A 21,646-nucleotide genomic window follows, 5' to 3' on the forward strand; every position below is an offset into this window, starting at 1 on the left:
GAACGCCGCCGCGCCACCCGCGAGTTGAACAAGGGAGAGGCCCAGAACGCCCTCAAGCGCGCCATCTTTTTCCATCGCACCGGCCGGATCCGCGATCACGGACTGCAAGCCCAGGGACATCGGGCGAGCGCGCTCAATCTCGTCGCCAGCGCCGTCGTATTGTGGAACACCACCTATCTCGGAGCCGCAATGCGGCATCTCGAACGTCAAGGACGATCCGTTGCGCCTGATCTGCTCCAGCATCTCTCTCCGCTGGGGTGGCAGCATATCAACCTGACCGGGGATTACCTCTGGACCGACGCCGGCATCCCGGAAGGGAAACTCCGCCCGCTTCGGCAAGCCATCACAATCACCGATAATCCTTAGCGTATATCTGTGCCCGTTTTATGTACCGACCCCAAGGTGAGCGCATGTCCCATGCAACCTCACCTTTGGACGGCGCAAAGGCACGGCTTGCCCTGGTCGATAGCCCTGCCCGCACCCTCGCGCAAAAAGGGCGCGGAAACCCGTTCGATCCGGCCAATTACGGGGAAATCGTCAAACCCGGCGAGCTGGTCGATATTGTCGAGCTGACCCCCCTCACCCTCGCTGATCGCCGAATCTACAATCTGCTGATCGCCAACGCTTGGGAGCGCATCGGCGAGCCGGTCATCCATCGCATCGCCAAGACCGCGCTCAAGGGCACGCACCAGGGCAATGAGCGCATCGAAAGCTCGCTGCTGCGCCTGATGGGCACCATCGCGATCGTCACCATCCGCAAGGCCGGCAAGAGCTACAAGCGCCGCGTCCAGCTTCTCGGCCCCAGCGATGAAAGCCTCGAAAAGGACGGCTTTCTGCACTACCGCATCCCCGAGGAACTGATCGAGATACTGCGCAACAGCGAGGTCTATGCGCGCCTCAAGACGCAAGTGATGTATTGTTTCGAGTCGAAATACGCGCTGTGCCTCTATGAGATGATCGAGCGCCGGATCGGCCTCGAATACAAGCAAAGCGAAGAATTCACGATCGCGGAGCTGCGCGGACTGCTCAACGTGCCCGAAGGCAAGCTTGAACGCTTCGCCGATCTCAACAAATATTGCCTCAAGGTCGCCCAGGAGGAAATTAACAAGCTCTGCCCTTTCTATGTTGATTTCACGCCGATCAAGAAAGGCCGCAAGGTCGAAAAGGTCGCGATGCTGTGGATGTCCAAAACATCGAGCGGTCGCCGCGACGCGCAAAACCTGATCGATCAGCACAGCATCGTCCGCCGCGCGAAGATGCGCGGCGGTATTCCCGAAATGCCGGTGCTCGTGGACTTCAACCTGCCCGCCGCCGAACGGTGAGCCCCTACCCCAAAACTCACCTTTCGCGCACCGCGCTACGATCCGCTGCGCTTCCCCCAGCGCTTCACCCTTCGCCGGCGTCGAGCGCCCTGCTCACGGTGAACTGAATCCACGCGCTGCGGCTGATGCCGCGCCGCTTCGCGGCGCTATCGACCTTCGCCAGCAAGGCGCGGTCGAAGCGCAGCATGACCGGCGACTTGCGCGGGCTATCCTCGGCCGCCGTCTCGATCGCCGGCGTCGCGGGCTTGGCGGCCCCGGCAATGAAGGCGTCCGCCGCATCGTCATCGACGGGGGGTTTGGGCTTGCTGTTCGGTTTACGAGCGATAGCCATCGCAATTCACTCCGCTATCATCATGCTATACAAATACCGCGCCAATCAGCGCCGTCAATTCATCGATCGCCTTGGCGTCGCGCGGGGTCTGCTCGACCACCCCCCTGCCCTCGGCCGCCGCGTTCGGGAACGCCTTGCGGCGCACGATCGACGTGGGCAGCACCTCGATCCCGTCGATGTCGCCGATCATCTGCAGGGCCGCCTCGTTGTCGCCACCCTGCGGGTCCGCACCGTTGAGGATCGCGACGGCGCGCAGCCCCTCGTTGATCTCGCGCGCCTCGGCCACCAGCGTCGCCACCTGATCAAGCGCCCACACGTCGAAGCTGCGCGGCTGCACCGGCACCAGCAGCGTGTCGGCCACGGTGAGCGCGGCGCGCAGCGAGCCGGTGTCGCGCCCGCCCACGTCGATGATGATGTCGGCATATTTGGCGGCGAGCTGGCGGACCTGGCTGCGCAGCGCAGCGCCGGTAAGCGCGACGGCGGTATACCCGGCCTCGCCTAGCCGTTCGGCGCGAAGCTGGGTGAAGGTGAGGGCGGTCCCCTGCTCGTCGCCGTCCACCAGCAGGAGGTCGCGGCCCGCGAGCGCGCGCGCCACCGCAAGGTTGACGGCGAGCGTGGTCTTGCCGACGCCGCCCTTGGTGTTCCCGACTGCCAATATCATTCCGCTCTCACTCCGCTGGCAATATGCGCGCGTTATAGCATCGTTTGTAGAGCTAGACGATATACATTTTATCGCGGCGATAATTCGCCGTCCTCGCCCTCGTCGTCCAGCAGCTCATGCTCCATCCGCCCATGATCCTCGATCGGGCAAAGCGGCGCTCCGGCCTGCTCAAGCCATTTGCGCGCGGTCCTCGCGGTATAACCGCACGTCGCGCACTCGCATTTCAGCATCCGGGTTTTCTGCTTCTCGGGCGCGGTCGACTCCCCGTCCGTGTCGAGACGGGCATGGGGGAGGGGGCCAGCGGCATCGAGGATCGGTGCGACGGCCACAAGGAACGCCTCGCCGGGGGTGGTGGCGCGCATCGGCCCTACAAGGCCAAGCCCCAGCGCGACCCGTTTAAACGCCTTCCCATGCCCTGCCGGGATGCCCACGGCGGCATGGACCAGCTCTCATGCGCGAGGATGGCGGCGATCTGCGCCGGCATCGCATCGGGCGCGTGCGCTAGGTCCGGACGGATGAAGATTTCAAAATGCCCGTCCGCACTAAGTCGGTTGTCCCAGCACTCACCGATCGCCTTGCCCTTCGCGCCTCTGCTGGTGAAGCCGATCGCCACGCGCGCACGGTCGGGCAGGGGGGCGTCCAGCGCCTCGAACAGCGGAGCCATGCCCTGCGCCACGGCATTGAGCCAGCTTTCGCGGGTTTCGTGGGTCATCGTCTTTACTCCCTTCAAATCGCCTGTCCGGCGATGGCCATGCCATCGGCCGGAACACGGACGCCCAAGAAGGCCGGCGAGAGAGGGGGGCAGCGGGAATCTGCGGGAGTGGTGCGCGGCGCAGGGAGGCGCAGCCGAGTGAGGCCACGGTCCCGCTGATTGCCGTTGCGGGGGAGAGGGGGCGGAACGTTCTCTCCCCAAGCAAACGAAGATCCACGCCGGCACGACAGGGCAGGGGCCTTGCCCCTGGGCTTACGCGAGGATCGTCACGCGAATGCGCCAAGACCGCTTGCGGGCTTGGTCGGAGCGGTCACGCGGAGATAGAGCCGTGCCGAAGGGCCGCGCCCGGTATTTCCTTCGAAATGACTGCATAGCGGTAGCGTTATGCTATACAGATGATAGATGCTTAAAGGAAGTGGGATGGATAGGAGGGGAAGTGAGAGGGCATGGTTGAATATAATGGCAATTTTTGCCATATAGGGGTGATTGGAGGTATCAGCGATGGCTACCATGAATGTTTCCCTGCCCGATCCCCTGCGGGACTATGTGCAGAACCGGATCGACAGCGGCCAATATGCCAGCGTCAGCGATTATGTGCGCGACCTGATCCGTCGCGACCAGAGCGCGATCGTTGACGAAGAACGCTGGCTAAAGGAACTCGATGCGTCGATTGATGAAAGCCTTCAGGAGATGAAGGCCGGTGGCGGTCACGATCTCGACGAAGTTTGCGACGCGATCATTGCCGACATTGAGAAAACAGCGAGCGGTGAATCGCGTCAATGAAGGTCACGCTGTCCACCCCGGCTAAGCGCGACCTCGAAGGCATCCGCAGATATATCGAGAAGGATAATCCCGGCCGCGCGATCTCGTTCGTTGGCGAGCTGCGCGATACCGCGAAGCGCATAGGCGATATGCCCCGCGCCTTCCCGCTGGTCCCGCGCTATGAACAGCATGGGATCAGGCGTCGTTCCCACAAGGGATATGGGATTCTCTATTCCGTCGAGCCGGATCGCATCTTCGTCCATCGAATCATCGGCCCAGGACAGGATCATGACACCGCCCTGCAACTAAATTGAGGATCGAGCGACGGACGCCATGAGGGCGATCTTCATCCGCCACGGCGAATCCACCGGCAACGCCGGCGTGCCGTGCCATGATCTCGCGGCGATCGAGCTGACGGAGCGCGGCCACGAACAAGCGCGCCAGGTCGCGGCGAGCTGGACGCAAGCGCCTGCGCTCATCGTCACGTCGCCCTATACCCGCACCCGGCAAACGGCCGCGCCGACGATAGCGCGCTTTCCCGGCGTGCCGGTCGAAGTGTGGCCGATCGAAGAATTTACCTATCTCCAACCGGCGCGCTGGAACGGCACGCGCAGCGCAGAACGGATGCCGCACCTCGAACGCTATTGGAGCGCGGCCGATCCGGACTATTGCGACGGGGAAGGGGCGGAGAGTTTCCGCGCCTTGCTCGGGCGCTGCGAGGCGGCGCTGGCCCGCCTCGCGGCCATGCCGCCCGCTTCGCTCGTCTATGTGTTCGGACATGGGCAGTTCATCCAGGCCGCCCGCGCGATCGTCGCCGACGCCGATCTGGACGAGCGCGCCAAGATGCGCGCCTTCTGGCGCAAGGGCGAGCCGCCCGCGATCAGCAACGCGCAGCGGCTAGGGTTTCATTGGGATGGCGACCGCTGGGCGTGTGCGCCGGCGATCGCCGCCTAGATCAACACCCGCTCCACCTCGTCCAGCGTCACGTCATCGGGTCGCCGGTCGTAAAGCTGGGTGGTGCGCGTCGAGCTGTGGTTCGCCATCGTCGCCGCACGTTCCAACGTCCCGCCGTTTTTCAGATAGGCGGTGATCCCGGTGGCGCGGAACGAGTGGTTGCCGATCGCCGTCTCGATCTCGGCCGCGGCGGCGCGCCGACGCACCATCTGGAACGCGCTTGCTTGGGGCAGGGGGGTGTCGCTTAGCAGCTTGGTGCCACGTCCGATCGTGCGGAACAGCGGCCCCTTGCGATCGTCGCGCAAGCCGCACCCGTCGATATAGGCGATCAGATAATCCTCAAGATTATGGTGACACGGCATTTCGTGGCGCTTGCCGCCTTTCTCATGCAGCCGAACCCACAAGCGCCGGTTCTGCACGAACACGTCCTCGACACGGCAAGCCAGCGCCGCGCCGATCCGCGCGAACGAATAGACCATCAATCCGATCAGCGCCCGATCGCGCAACCCCGCCGGGGTCGTCACGTCGATCGCGTCGAGCAGCCGGCGCGCCTCGTCGGGCGCGAGAACCGGGGTCTTGCCGCGCCGGACGCTATGCGCCGGCCCGCGCACCGACGCGGCCGGATTCGTAGGGATGACCTGGCCCGTTACCAGCCAATCGAACAGGTGCCGCACGCCGGCGAGCCGCTGCTTGACGGTCGGCGCGCTCACTTCGCGCCCCAGCGCCTCGATCCAAGCCGCGACGTGGAGCGGCTGCACCGCCGCGATCGACACAACCCAGCGCGCGTCGCACCACGCCAGGAACTCACCGGCCGCCCGCGCATAGGCGCGCCGCGTATGCGGGTTGCGGATCGTGACGGCGAAGAACTCAAGGAAGCGGCGCTGCGCGCGATCGTCGGCCGACGCGACCAACGCTGGCAGCGCGAACGCCGGGGAGGGGAGGGGAACGAGCTGGTTCATCGGCGCTCGATCTCGGCCGTTAGCTCCTCCCGTCCCCTTTGGAGTAGGTTGAGCACGAAGCTGTAGTCGGCTGCGGGCGTCTGCTGGATATTCGCATTCACCTCTCTTTCGACCTTCCCAATGTGGGCGAGGTGTCGTTGCAGCTCGGGCAACGATTGTTCATTCAACGGCTTCATTCGCGTGCTCCATACATCCGATAAAGGACATTATCATATGTAAAAGGGCAGGGGAATCGTGGCTGCCCCTTCATGTCATCTTTGCGAAAGGACACGTTGTCAAAGCTGACTGGCGCCGTTCATCCTCTCTGAATGATGGATCGAGAAGCCGGCGTGTGCTCACAACGGCCCAGACAAGCGCACCTGGCAAACCATGCGGTATATCTGAGCCGCCCAAAGCCAGCTCAGCCTGCCTGGTTCGCTTAAGAAGCAGCAACAGCGCGCGTTCGTCCACGCTGAGCATCGGATTACAACAGGAGGGCATAGCGTGGAAAGTACGCTAAACAACGCTAAGCAAGAACATTTGGCGAACGGTCAGGCAGCGCTGCTATGTAGCGCAGCGATCAATGGGCACGTAACGTTGCCATGATGGGCGTCACACTTTTTGACCAGTTGCGAGAGCACGGCCTCCATCCGGCTTAGGTCCGCGAGCCGCGCGCGCGCATCGGCCAGTCGCGCACCGGCAATTTCGGCCGCTTCGCTGCAATGCGTGCCGTCCTCCAGTTTCAGCAATTGCGCGATTTCGTCCAGGCTGAAACCCAGGCGCTGGGCGGCTTTCACGAATTTGACGCGCGCCACGTCCGCTTCACCGTAGCGCCGGATGCCCCCATAGGGCCGGGCTGGTTCGACGAGCAGCCCCTTGCGCTGGTAGAAACGGATCGTCTCGACATTGACTCCGGCCGACTTGGCAAAGGCCCCGATGGTCAAACTGTCCAAAGCGCATTCCTCCTGCTTGACTCCGTACCTAAGTCCGGAGGTAGCCTTAACTCAACAGGCTGATTCGCGGAAGGAGTCTTATGTCAGATGCACCCATGTCAGAGCCGGTCAAAGGGCGCGGCGCGCTGGCTGCAGGCGGCGTCGCCGCCATTCTCGCCTCGACCTGCTGCCTCGGCCCGCTCGTGCTGGTCGCGCTCGGATTCTCGGGCGCCTGGATCGGCAATCTAACCGTGCTCGAGCCCTATCGGCCGATCTTCATCGGTGCGGCGCTCGTCGCACTGTTCTTCGCCTGGCGGCGTATCTTCCGTCCGGCACGGGCCTGTGGCCCTGATGACGTTTGCGCCGTCCCTCGCGTGCGGACGACCTACAAGATCATCTTCTGGATCGTGGCCGCGCTGGTGCTGCTCGCTCTCGCTTTCCCTTACATCTTGCCGCTGTTCTACTGAAAGGAACCGTCCATGAAGAAATTCGCCATCCTTGCCGCCCTGGCTGCCACGCTCGCCGCGCCGGCCTGGGCCGCTACGAAGACCGTGAGGCTGTCCGTGCCCGGCATGACCTGCACCGCCTGCCCAATTACCGTCAAAAAGGCGCTCACCAGGGTGGAAGGCGTCGAGAAGGCTGAGGTCAGCTTTGAACGTCGCGAGGCCGTCGTGAGCTTCGATGATGCCAAAACCAGCGTCCAGGCCCTCACCAAGGCCACCGAAAATGCCGGCTATCCTTCTTCGGTCAAGAAGTGAGGTTGCCGGCATGAGCGAAGCTGTCGCACTGCGCATCGACGGAATGACCTGCACATCGTGCGCCGATCATGTGAAGCAGGCATTGGAGAAGGTGCCCGGCGTGCGGGCGGCGGCTGTCTCCTACCCGAAGGGGCGGGCCGAGGTCGAAACTGACGCGGGCATGAAACCGGAGCCTTTGATCGCGGCGGTGACGGCGCTTGGGTATCGCGCGTTGGCGACCGGCGCTTCGCACAAGCCGCTCAGCTTGTTCAACAAGGCGCCCGGTTCACTGGATGCCGGGCCGCACCAGGAGCGTGACGGCGAACAGATGCTGCACATCGCCGTCATCGGCAGCGGCGGAGCCGCGATGGCCGGAGCGCTCAAGGCGGTCGAGCAAGGCGCGCGGGTGACGCTCATCGAGCGCGGCATCATCGGCGGCACCTGCGTCAATGTCGGCTGCGTGCCGTCCAAGATCATGATCCGCGCCGCGCATATCGCGCATCTTCGCCAGCAAAGCCCGTTCGATGCCGGCATCTTGGCGACGCCGCCGACGGTCTTGCGCGAGCGGCTGCTGGCGCAGCAGCAGGCCCGGGTCGAGGAACTGCGCCTGGCCAAATATGAAAACATCCTCGACGGCAATCCCGGCATCACCGTTTTGCACGGCGAGGCCAGGTTCAAGGATGGTCAGAGTGTGATCGTTCGCATGGCCGATGGCGATGAACGCGAGGTGGCGTTCGATCGTTGCCTGATCGCGACCGGAGCGAGCCCGGCCATCCCGCCGATCCCCGGCCTCAAAGATACGCCCTACTGGACGTCCACCGACGCGCTCGCAAGCGACACCATCCCCGAAAGCCTGGCGGTGGTCGGATCGTCCGTCGTCGCGGTGGAGCTCGCGCAAGCCTTCGCCCGGCTCGGAAGCCAGGTGACGATCCTCGCGCGCAGCACGCTGTTCTTCCGCGAAGACCCGGCGATTGGGGAAGTGCTCACCGAAGCGTTTCGCACCGAAGGCATCGAAGTGCTGGAGCATACCCAGGCCGGCCAGATTGCGCATAGCGGTGGGAAATTCGTGCTGACGATTCCGGGCGGCGAGCTGCGCGCCGACCGACTGCTGGTCGCCACTGGCCGCTCGCCCAACACGCGCGGCCTGAACCTCGAAGCCGCTGGCGTGGAAGTGAACCAGCAAGGCGCCATCGCCGTCGATTCGGCAATGCGCACCAGCGCGCCCGACATCTACGCCGCCGGGGACTGCACCGATCAGCCGCAGTTCGTCTATGTCGCGGCAGCGGCGGGCACGCGCGCGGCGATCAACATGACCGGAGGTGATGCCACGCTCGATCTGACCGCCATGCCGGCAGTGGTGTTCACCGACCCGCAGGTTGCCACGGTCGGTTATTCCGAGGCAGAGGCGCACCATGACAGCATCGAGACCGACAGCCGCACGCTTACCCTCGACAATGTGCCGCGCGCGCTCGCCAATTTCGACACGCACGGCTTCATCAAGCTGGTCATCGAGGAAGGCAGCCGGAGGCTGATCGGCGTGCAGGCGGTGGCCCCGGAGGCCGGCGAGTTCATCCAGACGGCGGCGCTGGCGATCCGGACGGGCATGACCGTTGAGGAGCTGGCCGACCAGTTGTTCCACTATCTGACGATGGTGGAAGGCCTGAAGCTCGCGGCGCAAACCTTCAAGAAGGATGTGAAGCAACTGTCCTGCTGTGCAGGCTGAAGAGGACGATCGGTTAAACCATGCAAGTCTCTCTCGTCATGCAGGAACTCGCAGACCGGCTACTAGACCGGCTACTGCCCGGGGAGGAAGGCAAAGAGTCCGCGCAGCTTTTCCGTGTGCTCCTGTGCGAGTTGGCTGCGGGCCGCCCGGTGTCGCGGGAGCGGCTCGCCGAGCTGATACACTGGCCGGCCAACGAAGTCGCGGCTGCTCTGGAACGGGCGATCGGCGTCGAATACGACGGTGCGGGCTGCATCGTCGGCTATGGCCTTACGCTGCGCGAGACCCCGCACGCCTTCGAAGTGGGTGGCCGCCGTCTTTACACCTGGTGCGCCCTCGATGCCCTGATGTTTCCATCGCTGATCGGAGAGACGGCTCGGGTCGTCTCGTCGTGCGCCGTGACTGGTGCGCCGATCCGGCTTACCGTCACACCGGACGGGATTCGGAACCTGGACCCCGCGAGCGCGACGGTTTCTCTTATCCTGCCCGATGACTCACGCGACATCCGCAGCGCGTTCTGCTGTCAGGTGCTTTTCTTCGTCTCGGCTTCCGCTGCGGAATCCTGGATAGGGACGCGCAAGCACGCAATCGCCGTCAGCGTTGAAGAAGCGTTCGGCCTGGGACAAGAACTCTCGCGGAGGAGCCTGCTGCGATGAGAAACGGGTCCAATCCGGTTGCAAAGGAGGCGACGAGGGACGGCTATACCATTTCCAGGCTTGCTGGTGCGGCCGGTGTCAGCGTCCATGTCCTGCGCGATTATGTGCTGCGCGGACTGGTGCATCCGGCGCGTCGCCTGGAGAACGGTTGGCGGCTCTATGACGAGCGGGCGCTGTAGCGGCTGCGCCTTGTGCGCAGCCTGTTCGAAGCGGGCGTTGGCCTCGATGAGTTGACCCGGCTGTGCCACGCTCTCGACGCAGGGGGCAGCGACCGCGTCGAATCTCTGGAGCGCGTGCGTCAGCGAATTGCCACGCGGTGCGCGGTCCTGTCCGCGTTGGATGGGCGACTGGAGCACATGATTTTGGCTGTCGGGGCCGATGCTGTCAAGGAATGTGGTCATGCATAAGCATCCAGTTTCCGAAGCATCCTTACGTTGCCGCCTTTGGCCGGGTGGGTCGCCGCAAATGCGCCCGGCTCGCGCCGCATCGTTGGCCATGGACAGCCGAACCGGAGAGCCCCCATCCCGGCGATCGACCGTCCGCGACAGCGATGCGGCGCATCGTCCCTCGTCGAGTGGGAACCGGCATGCGGAAATCTGCTAGCATGGGCGCCTCAGGGTCTTCGCGCACGCCGGCCTTTATCTGGGGTGCGCTGGCAGCTCTCACCTGCCCCTGCCATCTGCCGCTATTCCTCGCGCTGTTTGCCGCATCGAGTCTTGCTGCCGTCGTCGGGGAGCACTGGATCATCGCGGTGGTGGTGCTCACGGGGCTTTTTCTCCTGTCTTTGAGCGGCGCAATCCGCGCTTTCCGGGACAAATCATGAGACGCTGTGCGTCTCTTCGAATTGATGACCGGATGGGTCAAATCCCCGAATTGTCGCGGCATGCCCCGCGTGTTCGATCGACTCCCGGCAAAGACAGGCCCCTTCATGTCATTTCCTGAGTTCGTGCATCGTGCGACTCATCGGCGGGTACCGGCTTCTAGGCCGTGGAGCGGCCTACATATTGGACGCAGGTCCGGGATCAGCAACAAGCGCCGGCAGCACCGGAACCCCGCGGGTCTGGCGGCTAGAACGTGGCAACGAGGTCAGAAGGCCTCTGCCGAGCAGAAGGCCGCGCTCGCCGATTTCCCAATAGGTTGGACCGATCACCCGACGACAGATGGCGACGCTATTGCTGACAATCGAGATCACGTCGACCAACAGTCCGAAGCCGCTGCCGGTGATGGCATTATGCGCCAGCGACAGTGGCGCCGCGGCGAGGAAGACCTTCTTCATCCTCAGGGTGGATGCCTGCATGCGCGCGAGAGTGCCACAGAGCCCTCCCCCTAGAGCAAGCGCCGAGGTCAGGCCGTTCCACGACAATGCCGTGAGTGCCAAGAGCAGCAACGCACTCCCGGCGAAGAGTAGAAGCAAAGACCCGCGATCATGAACGGTTCTGGCGATCAGCAACTGGGCGGCCGATACCAAGCAGCACAGCGCCGCTGTCGTTGATCCACCTTGCATGAAGTACATGGCGAAAGCGAGCGCGCCCGCAAACTGGATCGCCAGCGCGATCTCGATCCGGCGCACATGGGGCCAAGCCAGAACCGTGAGGGTGCCTAGCGCCCCTGGAGCGATACTCACTGCGCTATTCAGCGCAAGTACTAGGCTTGCCATGTATGTCCGCAATGAGAGGGTCGAGTGGGCCCTTGCTAAGCGAACGTGGTTAAAACACCGTTAAGTACCAATCATAACTGATGGCGGCTAGGATGAGCCGCCTCTGCTTTTAAGCCCATCTCAACGAGGGCGACATCACCGTTACCAACTTCCGTGTTCCCTCGGCGTCGATCGACCAGTCGACGCAGATGCAGTTGCGGATCGAGGATGCCCTGAAGACGCTGCCCGAGGTGGCGCTGGTGTTCTCGAAGAACGGCAATGCCGATCTCGGCACCGATCCGATGCCGCCCAACGCCTCGGACACCTACGTCATCCCGAAGCCGAAGGACGAGTGGCCCGACGGGGTGAAGACCACGGCAGACGTCGTCCGCCGCATCGAAGAGCGGATGGAGCTGGTCATCGGCAACCGCACGGAGATCCAGCAGCCCATCCAGATGCGCTTCAACGAGCTGATCGCAGGTGTGCGCTCCGATGTTGCGATCAAACTCTACGGGGACGACCTGGAAGCCATGAGCGCGCAGGCGCAACGTATCGCTGCGGCCGTCCGCTCCATTCCAGGTGCGGGCGACGTCAGTGCCGAACAGACCTCCGGCGCGCCGACGTTCGATGTCAAGATCGATCGCCAGGCAGCGGCGCGCTACGGCCTGTCGGTCGAGGAGGTGGCGAACACGATGTCGGCCGCGCTCGGCGGGCGCGAGGCGGGGCTACTGTTTGAGGGCGACCGCCGCTTCGCGGTGGTGGTCCGCTTGCCTGATGCTCAGCGCGACGATCTGGAGACGCTGGGTGCAATCCCGGTGATGCTGCCGGCGGCTGAAGGGCAGACGGCACGCTCGATCCCGCTCCGTGAAGTAGCGCGGTTTAGCTACACGCAGGGCCTGAACCAGATCAGCCGCGAGAACGGCAAGCGCATGGTGATCGTCCAGGTCAACGTGCGCGGTCGCGACCTCGGCAGCTTTGTCCAGGACGCGCAGGCGAAGATCGGGGCGATGCAGCTCCCCCCCGGCATGTATACGGGCTGGGGCGGCACTTTCGAGAGCCTCCAATCGGCGCGGCTGCGCTTGGCTCTCGTAGTGCCGATCTGCTTCCTGGCGATCTACGGACTGCTCTACATGGCCCTGGGTGGCTTGGTGCCGGCCGCGATCGTGTTCTCGGCGGTGCCGATGGCGCTGGCGGGCGGGGTGTTCGCGCTGCTGCTGCGCGGCATCCCGTTCTCGATCACCGCAGCAGTCGGGTTCATCGCACTATCGGGCGTGGCCGTCCTCAACGGGCTCGTGATGATGGGCGCGATACGAAAACACCGGGAGGACGGCGAGGACGAGGACACGGCCATCATCGACGGGGCGATGGAGCGCGTGCGGCCGGTGCTGATGACGGCATTGGTGGCCTCGCTCGGGTTCGTGCCGATGGCGCTTGCGACCGGCACCGGCGCGGAAGTGCAACGGCCGCTGGCGACGGTCGTCATCGGCGGACTCATCACCTCAACGGCGCTGACCTTGCTGGTGTTGCCGGCGATCACCGCCTGGGAGTCGCGGCTGATGTCCGGTCGAAAAACAGCCCGACTACCTGAAGGGAACGGGACCATGAGCGAGCAAACCCTATGAGTAGCGAACACGCGCACGGCGCGGAAGGTCACGGTCACGACCATACGGCCGGAGCGAACGCGAAAATGCTCGGGTGGGCGCTCGTGCTCACCTCGATCTATCTCGTTGCAGAAGTGATCGGGGGCTTGGTCTTCAACAGCCTCGCGCTGCTATCCGATGCCGCGCACATGATGACCGACGTGGCGGCGCTGGTCATCGCGCTCATGGCGATCAGGCTTGGGGGCAAGTCTCCCGACGACAAGCGGACCTTCGGCTATCGGCGGTTCGAGATTCTGGCCGCGGCGTTCAATGCCGTGCTGTTGTTCGGGATCGCGATCTACATATTCGTAGAGGCGATCAAACGCTTCACCGCGCCGCAGGAGGTCCAGTCCTGGGGCATGATGATCGTTGCCGGCATCGGTCTCGTCGTCAATCTTATCTCGATGCGACTGTTGACGGCAGGCAAGGATGCCAGCTTCAACGTCAGCGCTTATCTGGAAGTGTGGGCCGATATGATCGGCTCGATCGGCGTGATCCTTGGCGCGCTCGCCATCCGGTTCACGGGGTTCACCTGGATAGACCCGATCGTCGCGGTCGCGATCGGTTTATGGGTGCTGCCGCGGACATGGGTTCTGCTGCGCGACACAACGAACGTGCTGCTCGAAGGCGTTCCGGGCGGACTCAAGCTCGGTGAGGTGCGCGCGGCGATCGGCGGTGTGCCCGGCGTCGCCGGCCTTCACGATTTGCATGTCTGGTCGATGAGCAATGATGACGTGAGCTGCGCTATGCATGTCGTGTTGCGGGAGGGGGCCAATGTCGGCGAAACGCGTTCGGCCGTTCAGGCAATGCTCCGGTCGCAATACGAGATTGAGCATAGCACGATTCAAACTGAAGGCTCCGACCAGCCTTGCGAGGACGACGAACACCTCCATCGATAGTCCAGCAACGGCTCGCGTTGCTGGCCCGGCACAGCTCGAAGGCATGATAAATATTGCAACGCACGTCTTTACGAGGACGCTGCTGGCATACGCGCTTGCCTTATGGCGCAGGCGCTACCTTAATCGTGCATCGCACCGTCTCGCGCTTTCGTGCCGCGACTTTGCTGCACCCCTCGACCGCCTCCCGGTTGGCCGTCACGATCCTGTCGGCTCCGACGATCGCGCGGAACGCGGTCGGGCTGGCGCTCTCCATCATCCGCTGCCCTGCTTCCCAACGTGGAAGGTCCAGCGTCCGCGCTGCTATGCGCTCGGGCCATTGCCAGCTCGCCGGTGCGACCTCGCGCGCGACAAGGCCGGGCAGGATCGCCCATGCGAGAATGCCGGCCGCCATGCCGCCCAGCCCGAACCATAGCTGCCGGTTCTTCTGCTCAGCCCGCGTCCATGCCGATCCGGCGACAGCGCGAAGCTCGGCCATGATGCGGGCCTTATCCTCGCCCGCCTTGGCGAGTGCCGCCTGATCCTCACGCCGGGCAGCGTTGCCCGCTGCGGCGATCCGCTGCGCCATCTGCTCGGGCGTCATTGCCAGCGCCGGACTGCGCGCGATCACGTCGTTGAGGACCGCAATTCGCTCGGCCGTGGCGTTCACGCCTTGCTGCATCCGCCCCAGCGTCTCGGAATAGTCGGGAACATCGATATGCGCCCGCTCGGCCGCTAAGCCCTCCACAGCACGGCGTAGCAACGCCAACTCGCGGTCCTGGCCTTCGATCACGGCGCGTAACTGGTCGAACGCCTCCGCCGGATCACCGCCATCCTGAATATCGTCGTCCATCGTCACCTACCGGCTCATGCCACGGTCGCGGTCGCGGCCGATCGTGACCGATTGCGCCAGCTCGTTTGCGATCGATCGACCGCGCTCCATTTTCAGTTCCAGTTCGGGAGCACGACGCCGCAACACGGATTCCAGCTGCGGGTCACGGTGCAACCCGCCCGCGATGCTCTCCATGCGCTTGCCGAGCCGTTCCGCACCCGCACGGTCGCCGGCACGCTCCATACTGGCCCGCGCCTCCTTCAAGCCCTGCCACTGCTCTACGAACCGGCCAGCGCGCTTCTCCGGGTCGGTACGGACCTGGCGCTCAACCTCCATCGCCTTCGCGGCACCGCCCGTGTTCCCCTCGGCCGCGTCGCGCGCGAGCCGAGGGTCCCGCTCGATCGCGCTGGCGAGGTCACGCGCAGCATGTGGTCGCACCTGGTCGAGCGCGTCGCCAGCCTTGGCAAGCGCCTGCTCCTGGTGCGCCAGCACCGGCAACCCCTTGTCCCGCATCCGGCCTATATCGGCTGCGGCGCGCCCATAGCGTTCGATCGCGCGGGCCTGCGAAAGCGCCAGCGGCCGATCGGCCGCGACACGCTCCGGCGACGTCGCCTGCTCGGTCGCTGGCTTCGGCCGGAACCCGTCGAACATGCCCTTGGCCTTGTCGCGGACCTTCTCCACCACCTGGCGCGCGCGTTCCGGGAACCGGATCTCGCGCCGATCGGCGAACGCCCGTGCCTGATCCTGCTCGGGCTTGGCGTAATCGCCCGCCATGTCCTTGCCCTGGTCACGCGACAGGGCGCGGACGAGCTGGCGCTGATCGGCGAAGTCGTCGCGGCCATAATGAAGCTGCACGTCGTCACGGTGCCGCGACATGCCGACATAGGCGCTGTGGCGGTCCATGCCGGGGGTGGCGAGGACGTGTGCGCGATCGACCGTCACGCCCTGCGATTTATGGAACGTCGCCGCATAGCCGTGATCGACCGCGGCATAGTCCTTGGTGTCGAACGCGACGCCGCGCCCGTCATCCAGGCGCACCGCCATGCCCTCGGGCGATACCTTCTCGATCGTGCCGAGCGTACCGTTCTTCACCCCCAACGACCGCTCGTTCCGCAGGAACATCAAGCGGTCGCCGCGCGCGAAGTCGCGTGGCCCCCGATCGGCGCTGAACGCCACGTCGTCGCCCAAATCGCCGGTCGCGCGAAGCCGGCCGCGCGCCTCCTCGTTCAGTTCGCGGACCTCGGTGTTGGTATGGGTGAGGATGACGCGGGATTTATCCGGTTCGGCCTGACGCTGGCGATCCCAGCCGTCGACCAGCTCGCCCCGCGCTTGGCTGCGCGTGTCGGCCGCATGGACCATGCCGCGACCGTCATAGGCATGGATCGCCTCGGCCGTCCGCCCCGTGGCGAGCGAGCGCGTCGCCTCCTTCTGCCAGTCGTCGCGCTGCCGGCGTATCTCGGTGATCTCGGCCGCGCCGTGGCGCTCGGTGAGGCTGCGGAACGCCGCGCCCGCCTCGATCGCCTGCAACTGCTCGGGGTCGCCGACCAGGACGACCTTCGCGCCAGCTTCATTCGCGGCCGACAACACCCGCTCCATCTGGCGCGAGCCGATCATGCCCGCTTCGTCCACCACCAGCACGTCACGGGGGCCTAGCTGCTCGCGCCCCTGCCCCCATGCGTGCTCGAGACTGGCGATCGTCCTCGAGGCGATGCCGGAACCGCCCTCAAGGTTCTCAGCCGCAATGCCCGACAACGCCGCGCCGCGCACCGTATAGCCGGCCTCCTCCCACGCCTCGCGCGCGACGCTGAGCATCGCCGACTTGCCGCTGCCGGCATAGCCGACGACGGAGGCCAGCCCGTCGCGTTCGGTGATCCGGCCAAGCGCGTCGCGCTGCTCGGTCGAAAGGACAAGCCCCCTGCCCTCGGCCGCTTCCAGCGCACGATAGACCTGGGTGCCGGCGACGAAGTGATGATCGGCCCCGGCAAGCTCGCCGGCGCTCCGTTCAAGCCGGGCCTCCACTGCGATCATGTCACGGCTGGTGAACCGCTCCTGGTCGCGCCCGTCCTTGCCCAGCGCGACCAGCTCGGGGCTGGCGCGCACCGCCCCCATCACCTGGTCGAACTGGACCTTGCCGTCGCTGTGCCGGAACGCGAACGTCGCAAGGTCGCGGGTAGTGAACGTGGCCTGCTGCCGGGTGATGGCGTCCAGCGCGATCGACGGGCTGGCGATGATCTTCTCGCCGTTCTCGCGAGCGATGCGCGCGTGATCCTCGATCCGCTCCGCCTCAAGCCCCTGCCCCGGTCGCCGCGACGCGGCCGGGCCGATCTTGTGCTGCGGCTCCAGCTCGATCCCCTGCGCCTCATAGGAACGATGGTCGATTCGCCCCTCAAGCCCCAGCTCGGTCATGCGCTCGTTGACGTGCGCGCTCCACGCCTCGCGCCAATCCTTCAACAGCTCGGTCGAATTCCAGTCGCGGTTCTTCCTGCCGAACCCCTCCGGTCCTACATCGCGCATCGCCAGCATGACGTGCGCGTGCGGTTTCGGCGTGCCGTCCTTCGCCTTGTCCCAATGCACGTTCAGGTCCGCGATCATCCCGCGATTGACAAACTGCGTCTTCACGAAGTCTCGCGCCAGCGCGACGCCCTGTTTCTCGTTCATCTCGCGCGGGATCGAGAACTCCACCTCACGGGCAAGCTGCGCGTCCTTGCGCTTCTCGCTCGCCTCCACCTCGTTCCACAAGGTCGCGCGGTCGTTTAAACGCTCCGGCGCGCCCTCCGGCAACATCACCTCGGAGTGGATGACGCCTGCCTTGTTGCTGAAATCGTGATCGCGCCCCAGCCGCTCGTCAAACAGCTCCGATGCCGAGCGATAGGCGGCGCTCGCGACCGCGCTCGATCCGTTCGCACGGCTGACAACCTTGGCGGAGAAGTGGTAGATCGCCATGACGCTCGGACATTGCCCTACTTAGCGCACGTCGGCAACGACGTATAAGCGCGCACTCACACTCTCTGCCGTTCGCATGATTGACTTTGCCACATTTTCTGACGGACGCGCTACCCTCCCACGCCGATCGTGCTATCCTGCGGCTTCTGTTCGCTGGCGCGAGGGAGAGGATGATGCGCAAGGTGCGGGACTATGACGCGGAGCTGAAGGCGCTCGGCGACAAGGCCAGGGCGTTGAAAGCAAAGAAGGTCCAGCAGCTCGGCGAACTCGTCACGTCCACCGGGGCCGATGCGCTCGATGCCGATGTGCTGGCTGGCGCGTTGCTCCACATCGTTGCCGAAGCGCAGGTTGAGGGAAACCGGGAGGCGTGGCGCTCCGATGGCGCTGCCTTCTTTCAGCGGCGCGGGCGCAAGGCTGGCAAAGGCGATGCAGGCAACGGCCAGGACGCAAGCGACACTGGGGCAGGCGGTTCGCAGGGCTGAGGCCGGACAGCGCCGCACCGATACGAGAGGATGGGTTGTGCAGCGACGCGAACGCACCCGGCACCTGATCGAGCTGGGTGGCCTCGTCCAGAAAGCCGGCCTCGTCGATCTCGCCGACGACGATCGCGCCACCCTCTACGGTGCGATGCTCGAACTAGCCGGACGCGCGCAAGGTGATGACGCCAGCGATGTGCTGGCGCTCTGGAAGCGGCGCGGCAAGCGGGCGTTCGACGCGGAAGCAGAAGGGAGCGAAACAGCATGACCAGGCTCGATGTCGAAGCGATCCGCGCCCAGGTCCGCGCGCTCGATTTCGTGCGCGGCAGTTCAGCCGAAGTCGCCATGTGGCGCGAGGGCGATGCGGAATCGCGCGCCAATCTCGCGATCGAAGACATGGCGCTCACGCCCGATGAGGATGCCCTGTTCGACATGCTGCGCGAGGAAGCCGTGCCCCCTGCCCTCGCCACCGCGATAATCCTCAAGCTGCTCGATCATCCCGACGCCGATCCCGCGCTGGCGATCACGCCGGCGATGATCGTGGCGTATAGGTGATCCGCGATGGAATGGCTGCGCCAGCTGGGCCGCGCGATCCGCAACCTCGCCCGCATATCGCGCCAGAATCCGATATGGGCGATCACGGCGCTGACCCTCAGCCCGATCGCGCTAATCCGCCATCTGCTTCGCGTCGCGATCCTGTTCCTGATCGTCGGCATCGTGCTCGCCGGCGGCATGCAGTTCGTCCTGCACTCACTGCTCGGCCTAGCCCGCGATTCCAATCTCTACCAAATCGGAATGATGCTGACGGGCCTCGTCATCATCCTCATCGGCTTGCGCGCCCTCTTCCAACCCCTGATCCTGCGCTACGGCGGCCCTGACGGCGACGCCACCCACGGCTCGGCCCGGTTCGCCACGACAAGGGAAACGCGCCCTCTCGCCCAAAACGGCGACGGCCTGCTGATCGGCCGCGACCGCAAGTCGGGCAAGCTGCTGCGCTATGCCGGCCCCGCCCATCTGCTGACGATCGCGCCGACGCGCACCGGCAAGGGCGTGGGCACCATCATCCCCAATCTGCTCGACTATCCCGGCCCGGTCGTCTGCATCGACCCCAAGGGCGAAAATGCCCGCATCACCGCCCACTACCGCGCCAGGTTCGGCCCGGTCCATGTCCTCGATCCGTTCGGGGTGGCGGGCATGGTCGGGGCCGCGTTCAATCCATTGGCCCGGATCGACCCTGCCGGCCTCGATCTCGCCGACGATGCCATGACGCTGGCCGACGCGCTGGTCTACGACGCGCCCGGCGAGGCTGGCGAAGCGCACTGGAACGAGGAAGCCAAGGCGCTGATCTCGGGCCTGATCCTCCATATTGTCGCCAGCGAGCCGCCGGCGACGCGGAACCTCGCCACGCTGCGCGATCATCTGACGCTTGCTCCGCAAGCCTTCGCCGCCCTGCTCGCCGACATGCAGTCACACGGCGGCCTAGTCGCGCGCGCCGCCAATCGCCACCTCGGCAAATCCGATCGCGAAGCCGCCGGCGTGCTGTCGGCCGCGCAGCGCCATACCCATTTCCTCGATAGTCCGCGCATGACGGCGGTGCTGGGGGGCTCGGATTTTACCTTCGCCGATCTCAAGGCGTCGCCGGCGACGGTGTTCCTCGTGCTGCCGCCCGATCGGCTCGCCACCTATGCCCGCTGGCTGCGCCTGATGCTCGTGCAAGGGCTGACCGATCTGGCGCGCGCGCCGGCCTCTCCTGCCCGCTCCGTCCTGTTCCTGCTCGATGAGTTCGCCGCCCTCGGCCGCCTCGAACCCGTCGAGCGCGCTATGGGCCTCATGGCCGGCTATGGCATCCAGCTCTGGCCGATCTTGCAGGACGTTCACCAACTCCGCGCGCTCTACGAGCGCCGCGCCGGCACCTTCCTGTCCAACGCCGGCGTGCTGCAAGTGTTTGGCGTCAACGATCACGACAGCGCCAAACTCGTCTCCGATCTGCTCGGCCAGGAGACGGTCGTGTTCGAAACGATGAGCCGCGCGATCGACGCGGAGGAAACCGGCATATCGTTCGGTGCGCAGCATGTCGGCCGGCCTCTGCTCACCCCTGATGAGGTCCGCACGCTGCGCGAGGATTTGCAGCTCCTGTTCCTCGCCGGCCAGCGCCCGATCGTCGCGGCCAAGCTGCGCTACTATGCCGATCGCGAGTTCGCCGGGAAGTTCGATCCCGCCTGAGAGCGTTTAAATGGCCGCCCTCCGGCTAAATTGCAATCATAATGCTATCGTGTGTATAGCGGTATGAACGCATATCGCTATCTCATGAGGAGATATCCACTCGCTGAGAGAATCGCGCCCGAACACGGAAAAGTCGGCCTCTGGCGGGCGGAAGGTGAGTTTTGGGGTATGGACTCACCGTTGGCGTGTCGCCAGCCATTGACGCGGTGGGTGATACCCCGAGGATCTTCACCCGGAGCAGGCCCAGGAAGGCCGTGGAGCGCAGCTTGGAGCTTGACCCCTCCCCAACCTATCAGAAGTTCGAAACAGGGCCCAGCGGCCCGCAAATCGCGCCTGTGGCGACGTTTCCGCCTTCCCTGCCCTCTCGGCTCGATCACCGCCTTATCCGCCTGGCTTTTCTGGAAAGCCAATTGCAACGATGCCGCTGGTGCTGTGGTGCAGATAGAAGCGCAGCGTTTAAACGATCCCAAATCCAATAAAAAGCGTGCCGGCGAAGCCGGCTCATCTTGGGGGATGCCGGGTGGGAGGATCGCTAAAGCGATCCGGGGCGGCCGAAGGCCGCGAGCCGGCGGGGGCGAAGCCCCCAAGAGGCGGCGCTTTTCTTCTTTTTCGGTGTTGTCGCTGCATCGGGGGCGAAGTTATCCACAGGCAGGGCTACCCCAAAACTCACCGTTTGCCTTCTGATTCAATGATTCTTCTTAGATTCAAGATTCAGGGGCCTTCAAACCCGCAGAAAACCAAGGGAAATGGCCGCGAAAAGTGAGCGTTGGGGTCGAGTCGCGTGAGTTTTGGGGTAACCTTCGGTGAGTGTTGGGGCCGGTAAAAGTGAGTGTTGGGGTCGAGTCCGGTGAGCTTTCGGGTCGCCGCCCGATCGACGGTGAGTTTTGGGGTAGCCCCTCACCGTTCGCTCGAACGGCGAGTTTTAGGAATTGCCTGGCTCACCATTGGTGGTAAGGTGGGGTCGGTACATAAAACGGGCACAGATATACGCTAAGGATTATCGGTGATTGTGATGGCTTGCCGGAGCGGGCGGAGTTTCCCTTTCGGGATGCCGGCATCTGTCAGGTTCTGCCGGGAGGCGTCCAGCCAATCCGCGCCAGCGTGTCGATCAGCGTCGAGCGCGGTACACCGAAGTTGCGGCATATAGCCGCTTTGCTGGCGCCGCCTTCGAGGGCGACGGTAATCGCCGCGACCTTCTCCGCGTCGATCGCGGGCGGCCTACCGCCGCGCCGACCGCGGCGCCTGGCGGCCGACACCTACCTTCTTCCGGAAGCCACGTTTGCAGCGATGCGCGCG

General features: G+C 64.8%; 27 protein-coding genes and 1 pseudogene. 18 read left to right on the forward strand and 10 right to left on the reverse strand.

Features of this window, described 5'->3' with window-relative positions:
* On the forward strand, positions 1-366 hold a 366-nt coding region (locus GEU01_RS24400; RefSeq protein ID WP_157212846.1), incomplete at its 5' end, for a Tn3 family transposase.
* Positions 367-410: 44 nt separating this feature from the next.
* The gene (locus GEU01_RS22815; RefSeq protein WP_026018740.1) at positions 411-1,322 is read left to right on the forward strand and encodes a replication initiation protein; all 912 of its coding nucleotides are present in this window, start codon (positions 411-413) and stop codon (positions 1,320-1,322) included.
* A 64-nt stretch (positions 1,323-1,386) separates the two neighbouring features.
* Here GEU01_RS22815 and GEU01_RS13510 read toward each other — a convergent pair whose 3' ends face one another.
* The 4 genes from GEU01_RS13510 to GEU01_RS26325 all read right to left on the reverse strand — a co-directional run bounded on the left by GEU01_RS13510 (position 1,387) and on the right by GEU01_RS26325 (position 3,026).
* Positions 1,387-1,653: a hypothetical protein gene (locus GEU01_RS13510; RefSeq protein ID WP_019086506.1), complete on the reverse strand. Its 267-nt coding sequence runs from the start codon at positions 1,651-1,653 to the stop codon at positions 1,387-1,389.
* Between the two features lie 25 nt (positions 1,654-1,678).
* Positions 1,679-2,314, reverse strand: coding sequence for an AAA family ATPase (locus GEU01_RS13515; RefSeq protein ID WP_026018741.1), 636 nt, complete (start codon positions 2,312-2,314; stop codon positions 1,679-1,681).
* Positions 2,315-2,382: 68 nt separating this feature from the next.
* Positions 2,383-2,676 carry a hypothetical protein gene (locus GEU01_RS26320; protein ID WP_198284473.1) on the reverse strand — a complete coding sequence of 98 codons (294 nt, stop codon included), beginning with the start codon at positions 2,674-2,676 and terminating at the stop codon, positions 2,383-2,385.
* 5 nt (positions 2,677-2,681) lie between these two features.
* A complete protein-coding gene (locus GEU01_RS26325; protein WP_198284474.1) occupies positions 2,682-3,026 on the reverse strand; it encodes a hypothetical protein in 345 nt (114 codons plus the stop codon).
* 501 nt (positions 3,027-3,527) lie between these two features.
* On the opposite strand from GEU01_RS26325, the gene GEU01_RS13525 reads away from it, so the two are divergent.
* From GEU01_RS13525 to GEU01_RS13535, 3 genes are read left to right on the forward strand one after another with little or no spacing between them, the layout of a single operon-like run.
* Positions 3,528-3,809 (forward strand): type II toxin-antitoxin system ParD family antitoxin, encoded by a 282-nt coding sequence (locus GEU01_RS13525; protein ID WP_026018742.1) that lies wholly within the window; start codon positions 3,528-3,530, stop codon positions 3,807-3,809.
* Positions 3,806-4,102: a type II toxin-antitoxin system RelE/ParE family toxin gene (locus GEU01_RS24405; protein ID WP_081499968.1), complete on the forward strand. Its 297-nt coding sequence runs from the start codon at positions 3,806-3,808 to the stop codon at positions 4,100-4,102. The genes GEU01_RS13525 and GEU01_RS24405 overlap by 4 nt, the downstream gene beginning before the upstream one ends.
* 19 nt (positions 4,103-4,121) lie before the next feature.
* Positions 4,122-4,742 (forward strand): histidine phosphatase family protein, encoded by a 621-nt coding sequence (locus GEU01_RS13535; RefSeq protein ID WP_019086510.1) that lies wholly within the window; start codon positions 4,122-4,124, stop codon positions 4,740-4,742.
* Here the strand turns inward: GEU01_RS13535 and GEU01_RS13540 are convergent.
* The 3 genes from GEU01_RS13540 to merR form a co-directional block, all read right to left on the reverse strand.
* Positions 4,739-5,701, reverse strand: coding sequence for a tyrosine-type recombinase/integrase (locus GEU01_RS13540; RefSeq protein WP_019086511.1), 963 nt, complete (start codon positions 5,699-5,701; stop codon positions 4,739-4,741). The genes GEU01_RS13535 and GEU01_RS13540 overlap by 4 nt on opposite strands.
* Positions 5,698-5,877, reverse strand: a complete 180-nt coding sequence (locus GEU01_RS13545; protein WP_019086512.1) for a hypothetical protein — start codon at positions 5,875-5,877, stop codon at positions 5,698-5,700. Before GEU01_RS13545 ends, GEU01_RS13540 begins: the two co-directional genes overlap by 4 nt.
* Before the next feature lie 354 nt (positions 5,878-6,231).
* Positions 6,232-6,633 carry an Hg(II)-responsive transcriptional regulator gene (gene merR / locus GEU01_RS13550; RefSeq protein ID WP_042710867.1) on the reverse strand — a complete coding sequence of 134 codons (402 nt, stop codon included), beginning with the start codon at positions 6,631-6,633 and terminating at the stop codon, positions 6,232-6,234.
* 80 nt (positions 6,634-6,713) lie between these two features.
* On the opposite strand from merR, the gene merT reads away from it, so the two are divergent.
* The 6 genes from merT (at position 6,714) to merE (ending at position 10,548) form a co-directional block, all read left to right on the forward strand.
* Complete coding sequence (merT, locus tag GEU01_RS13555) at positions 6,714-7,079, forward strand: mercuric ion transporter MerT (RefSeq protein WP_454264942.1); 366 nt, start codon at positions 6,714-6,716, stop codon at positions 7,077-7,079.
* A 12-nt stretch (positions 7,080-7,091) separates the two neighbouring features.
* A complete protein-coding gene (gene merP / locus GEU01_RS13560; protein ID WP_019086515.1) occupies positions 7,092-7,370 on the forward strand; it encodes a mercury resistance system periplasmic binding protein MerP in 279 nt (92 codons plus the stop codon).
* Between the two features lie 10 nt (positions 7,371-7,380).
* Positions 7,381-9,072 (forward strand): mercury(II) reductase, encoded by a 1,692-nt coding sequence (merA, locus tag GEU01_RS13565; protein ID WP_019086516.1) that lies wholly within the window; start codon positions 7,381-7,383, stop codon positions 9,070-9,072.
* Between the two features lie 20 nt (positions 9,073-9,092).
* Positions 9,093-9,725 (forward strand): organomercurial lyase MerB, encoded by a 633-nt coding sequence (gene merB, locus GEU01_RS13570; RefSeq protein ID WP_019086517.1) that lies wholly within the window; start codon positions 9,093-9,095, stop codon positions 9,723-9,725.
* Positions 9,722-9,904, forward strand: coding sequence for a MerR family transcriptional regulator (locus GEU01_RS27770; RefSeq protein WP_019086518.1), 183 nt, complete (start codon positions 9,722-9,724; stop codon positions 9,902-9,904). The genes merB and GEU01_RS27770 overlap by 4 nt, the downstream gene beginning before the upstream one ends.
* A gap of 425 nt (positions 9,905-10,329) precedes the next feature.
* A complete protein-coding gene (gene merE, locus GEU01_RS13580) occupies positions 10,330-10,548 on the forward strand; it encodes a broad-spectrum mercury transporter MerE (RefSeq protein WP_019086520.1) in 219 nt (72 codons plus the stop codon).
* Between the two features lie 174 nt (positions 10,549-10,722).
* Here merE and GEU01_RS23995 read toward each other — a convergent pair whose 3' ends face one another.
* The gene (locus GEU01_RS23995; RefSeq protein ID WP_170171734.1) at positions 10,723-11,295 is read right to left on the reverse strand and encodes a YgjV family protein; all 573 of its coding nucleotides are present in this window, start codon (positions 11,293-11,295) and stop codon (positions 10,723-10,725) included.
* Positions 11,296-11,513: 218 nt separating this feature from the next.
* On the opposite strand from GEU01_RS23995, the pseudogene GEU01_RS22840 reads away from it, so the two are divergent.
* Positions 11,514-12,983 (forward strand): annotated as a pseudogene (locus GEU01_RS22840) (efflux RND transporter permease subunit); the annotation flags it as partial.
* Complete coding sequence (locus tag GEU01_RS13595) at positions 12,980-13,900, forward strand: cation diffusion facilitator family transporter (protein WP_019086523.1); 921 nt, start codon at positions 12,980-12,982, stop codon at positions 13,898-13,900. The pseudogene GEU01_RS22840 and the gene GEU01_RS13595, both read left to right, overlap by 4 nt.
* A gap of 100 nt (positions 13,901-14,000) precedes the next feature.
* On the opposite strand, the gene GEU01_RS22845 is transcribed toward GEU01_RS13595, so the two are convergent.
* Together GEU01_RS22845 and traA are read right to left on the reverse strand one after the other, a co-directional pair.
* The gene (locus GEU01_RS22845) at positions 14,001-14,729 is read right to left on the reverse strand and encodes a DUF6118 family protein (RefSeq protein WP_026018743.1); all 729 of its coding nucleotides are present in this window, start codon (positions 14,727-14,729) and stop codon (positions 14,001-14,003) included.
* A 6-nt stretch (positions 14,730-14,735) separates the two neighbouring features.
* Complete coding sequence (traA, locus tag GEU01_RS13605; protein WP_019086525.1) at positions 14,736-17,651, reverse strand: Ti-type conjugative transfer relaxase TraA; 2,916 nt, start codon at positions 17,649-17,651, stop codon at positions 14,736-14,738.
* A gap of 170 nt (positions 17,652-17,821) precedes the next feature.
* Here traA and GEU01_RS13610 point away from each other — a divergent pair, with 170 nt between their 5' ends.
* The 5 genes from GEU01_RS13610 to GEU01_RS27775 form a co-directional block, all read left to right on the forward strand.
* Positions 17,822-18,133: a conjugal transfer protein TraD gene (locus tag GEU01_RS13610; protein ID WP_232272536.1), complete on the forward strand. Its 312-nt coding sequence runs from the start codon at positions 17,822-17,824 to the stop codon at positions 18,131-18,133.
* Between the two features lie 37 nt (positions 18,134-18,170).
* Positions 18,171-18,395, forward strand: coding sequence for a conjugal transfer protein TraD (locus tag GEU01_RS13615; RefSeq protein WP_019086527.1), 225 nt, complete (start codon positions 18,171-18,173; stop codon positions 18,393-18,395).
* Positions 18,392-18,682 (forward strand): hypothetical protein, encoded by a 291-nt coding sequence (locus tag GEU01_RS13620; RefSeq protein ID WP_019086528.1) that lies wholly within the window; start codon positions 18,392-18,394, stop codon positions 18,680-18,682. The genes GEU01_RS13615 and GEU01_RS13620 overlap by 4 nt, the downstream gene beginning before the upstream one ends.
* A gap of 6 nt (positions 18,683-18,688) precedes the next feature.
* Entirely contained in the window at positions 18,689-20,350 is a 1,662-nt protein-coding gene (locus GEU01_RS13625) for a type IV secretory system conjugative DNA transfer family protein (protein WP_019086529.1), read from the forward strand.
* 1,017 nt (positions 20,351-21,367) lie between these two features.
* Positions 21,368-21,646, forward strand: a 279-nt coding sequence (locus GEU01_RS27775) for a hypothetical protein (protein ID WP_026018745.1), incomplete at its 3' end; no start/stop codon positions are given.

This window comes from Komagataeibacter europaeus LMG 18890 (assembly GCF_000285295.1).
Lineage (GTDB): Bacteria > Pseudomonadota > Alphaproteobacteria > Acetobacterales > Acetobacteraceae > Komagataeibacter > Komagataeibacter europaeus.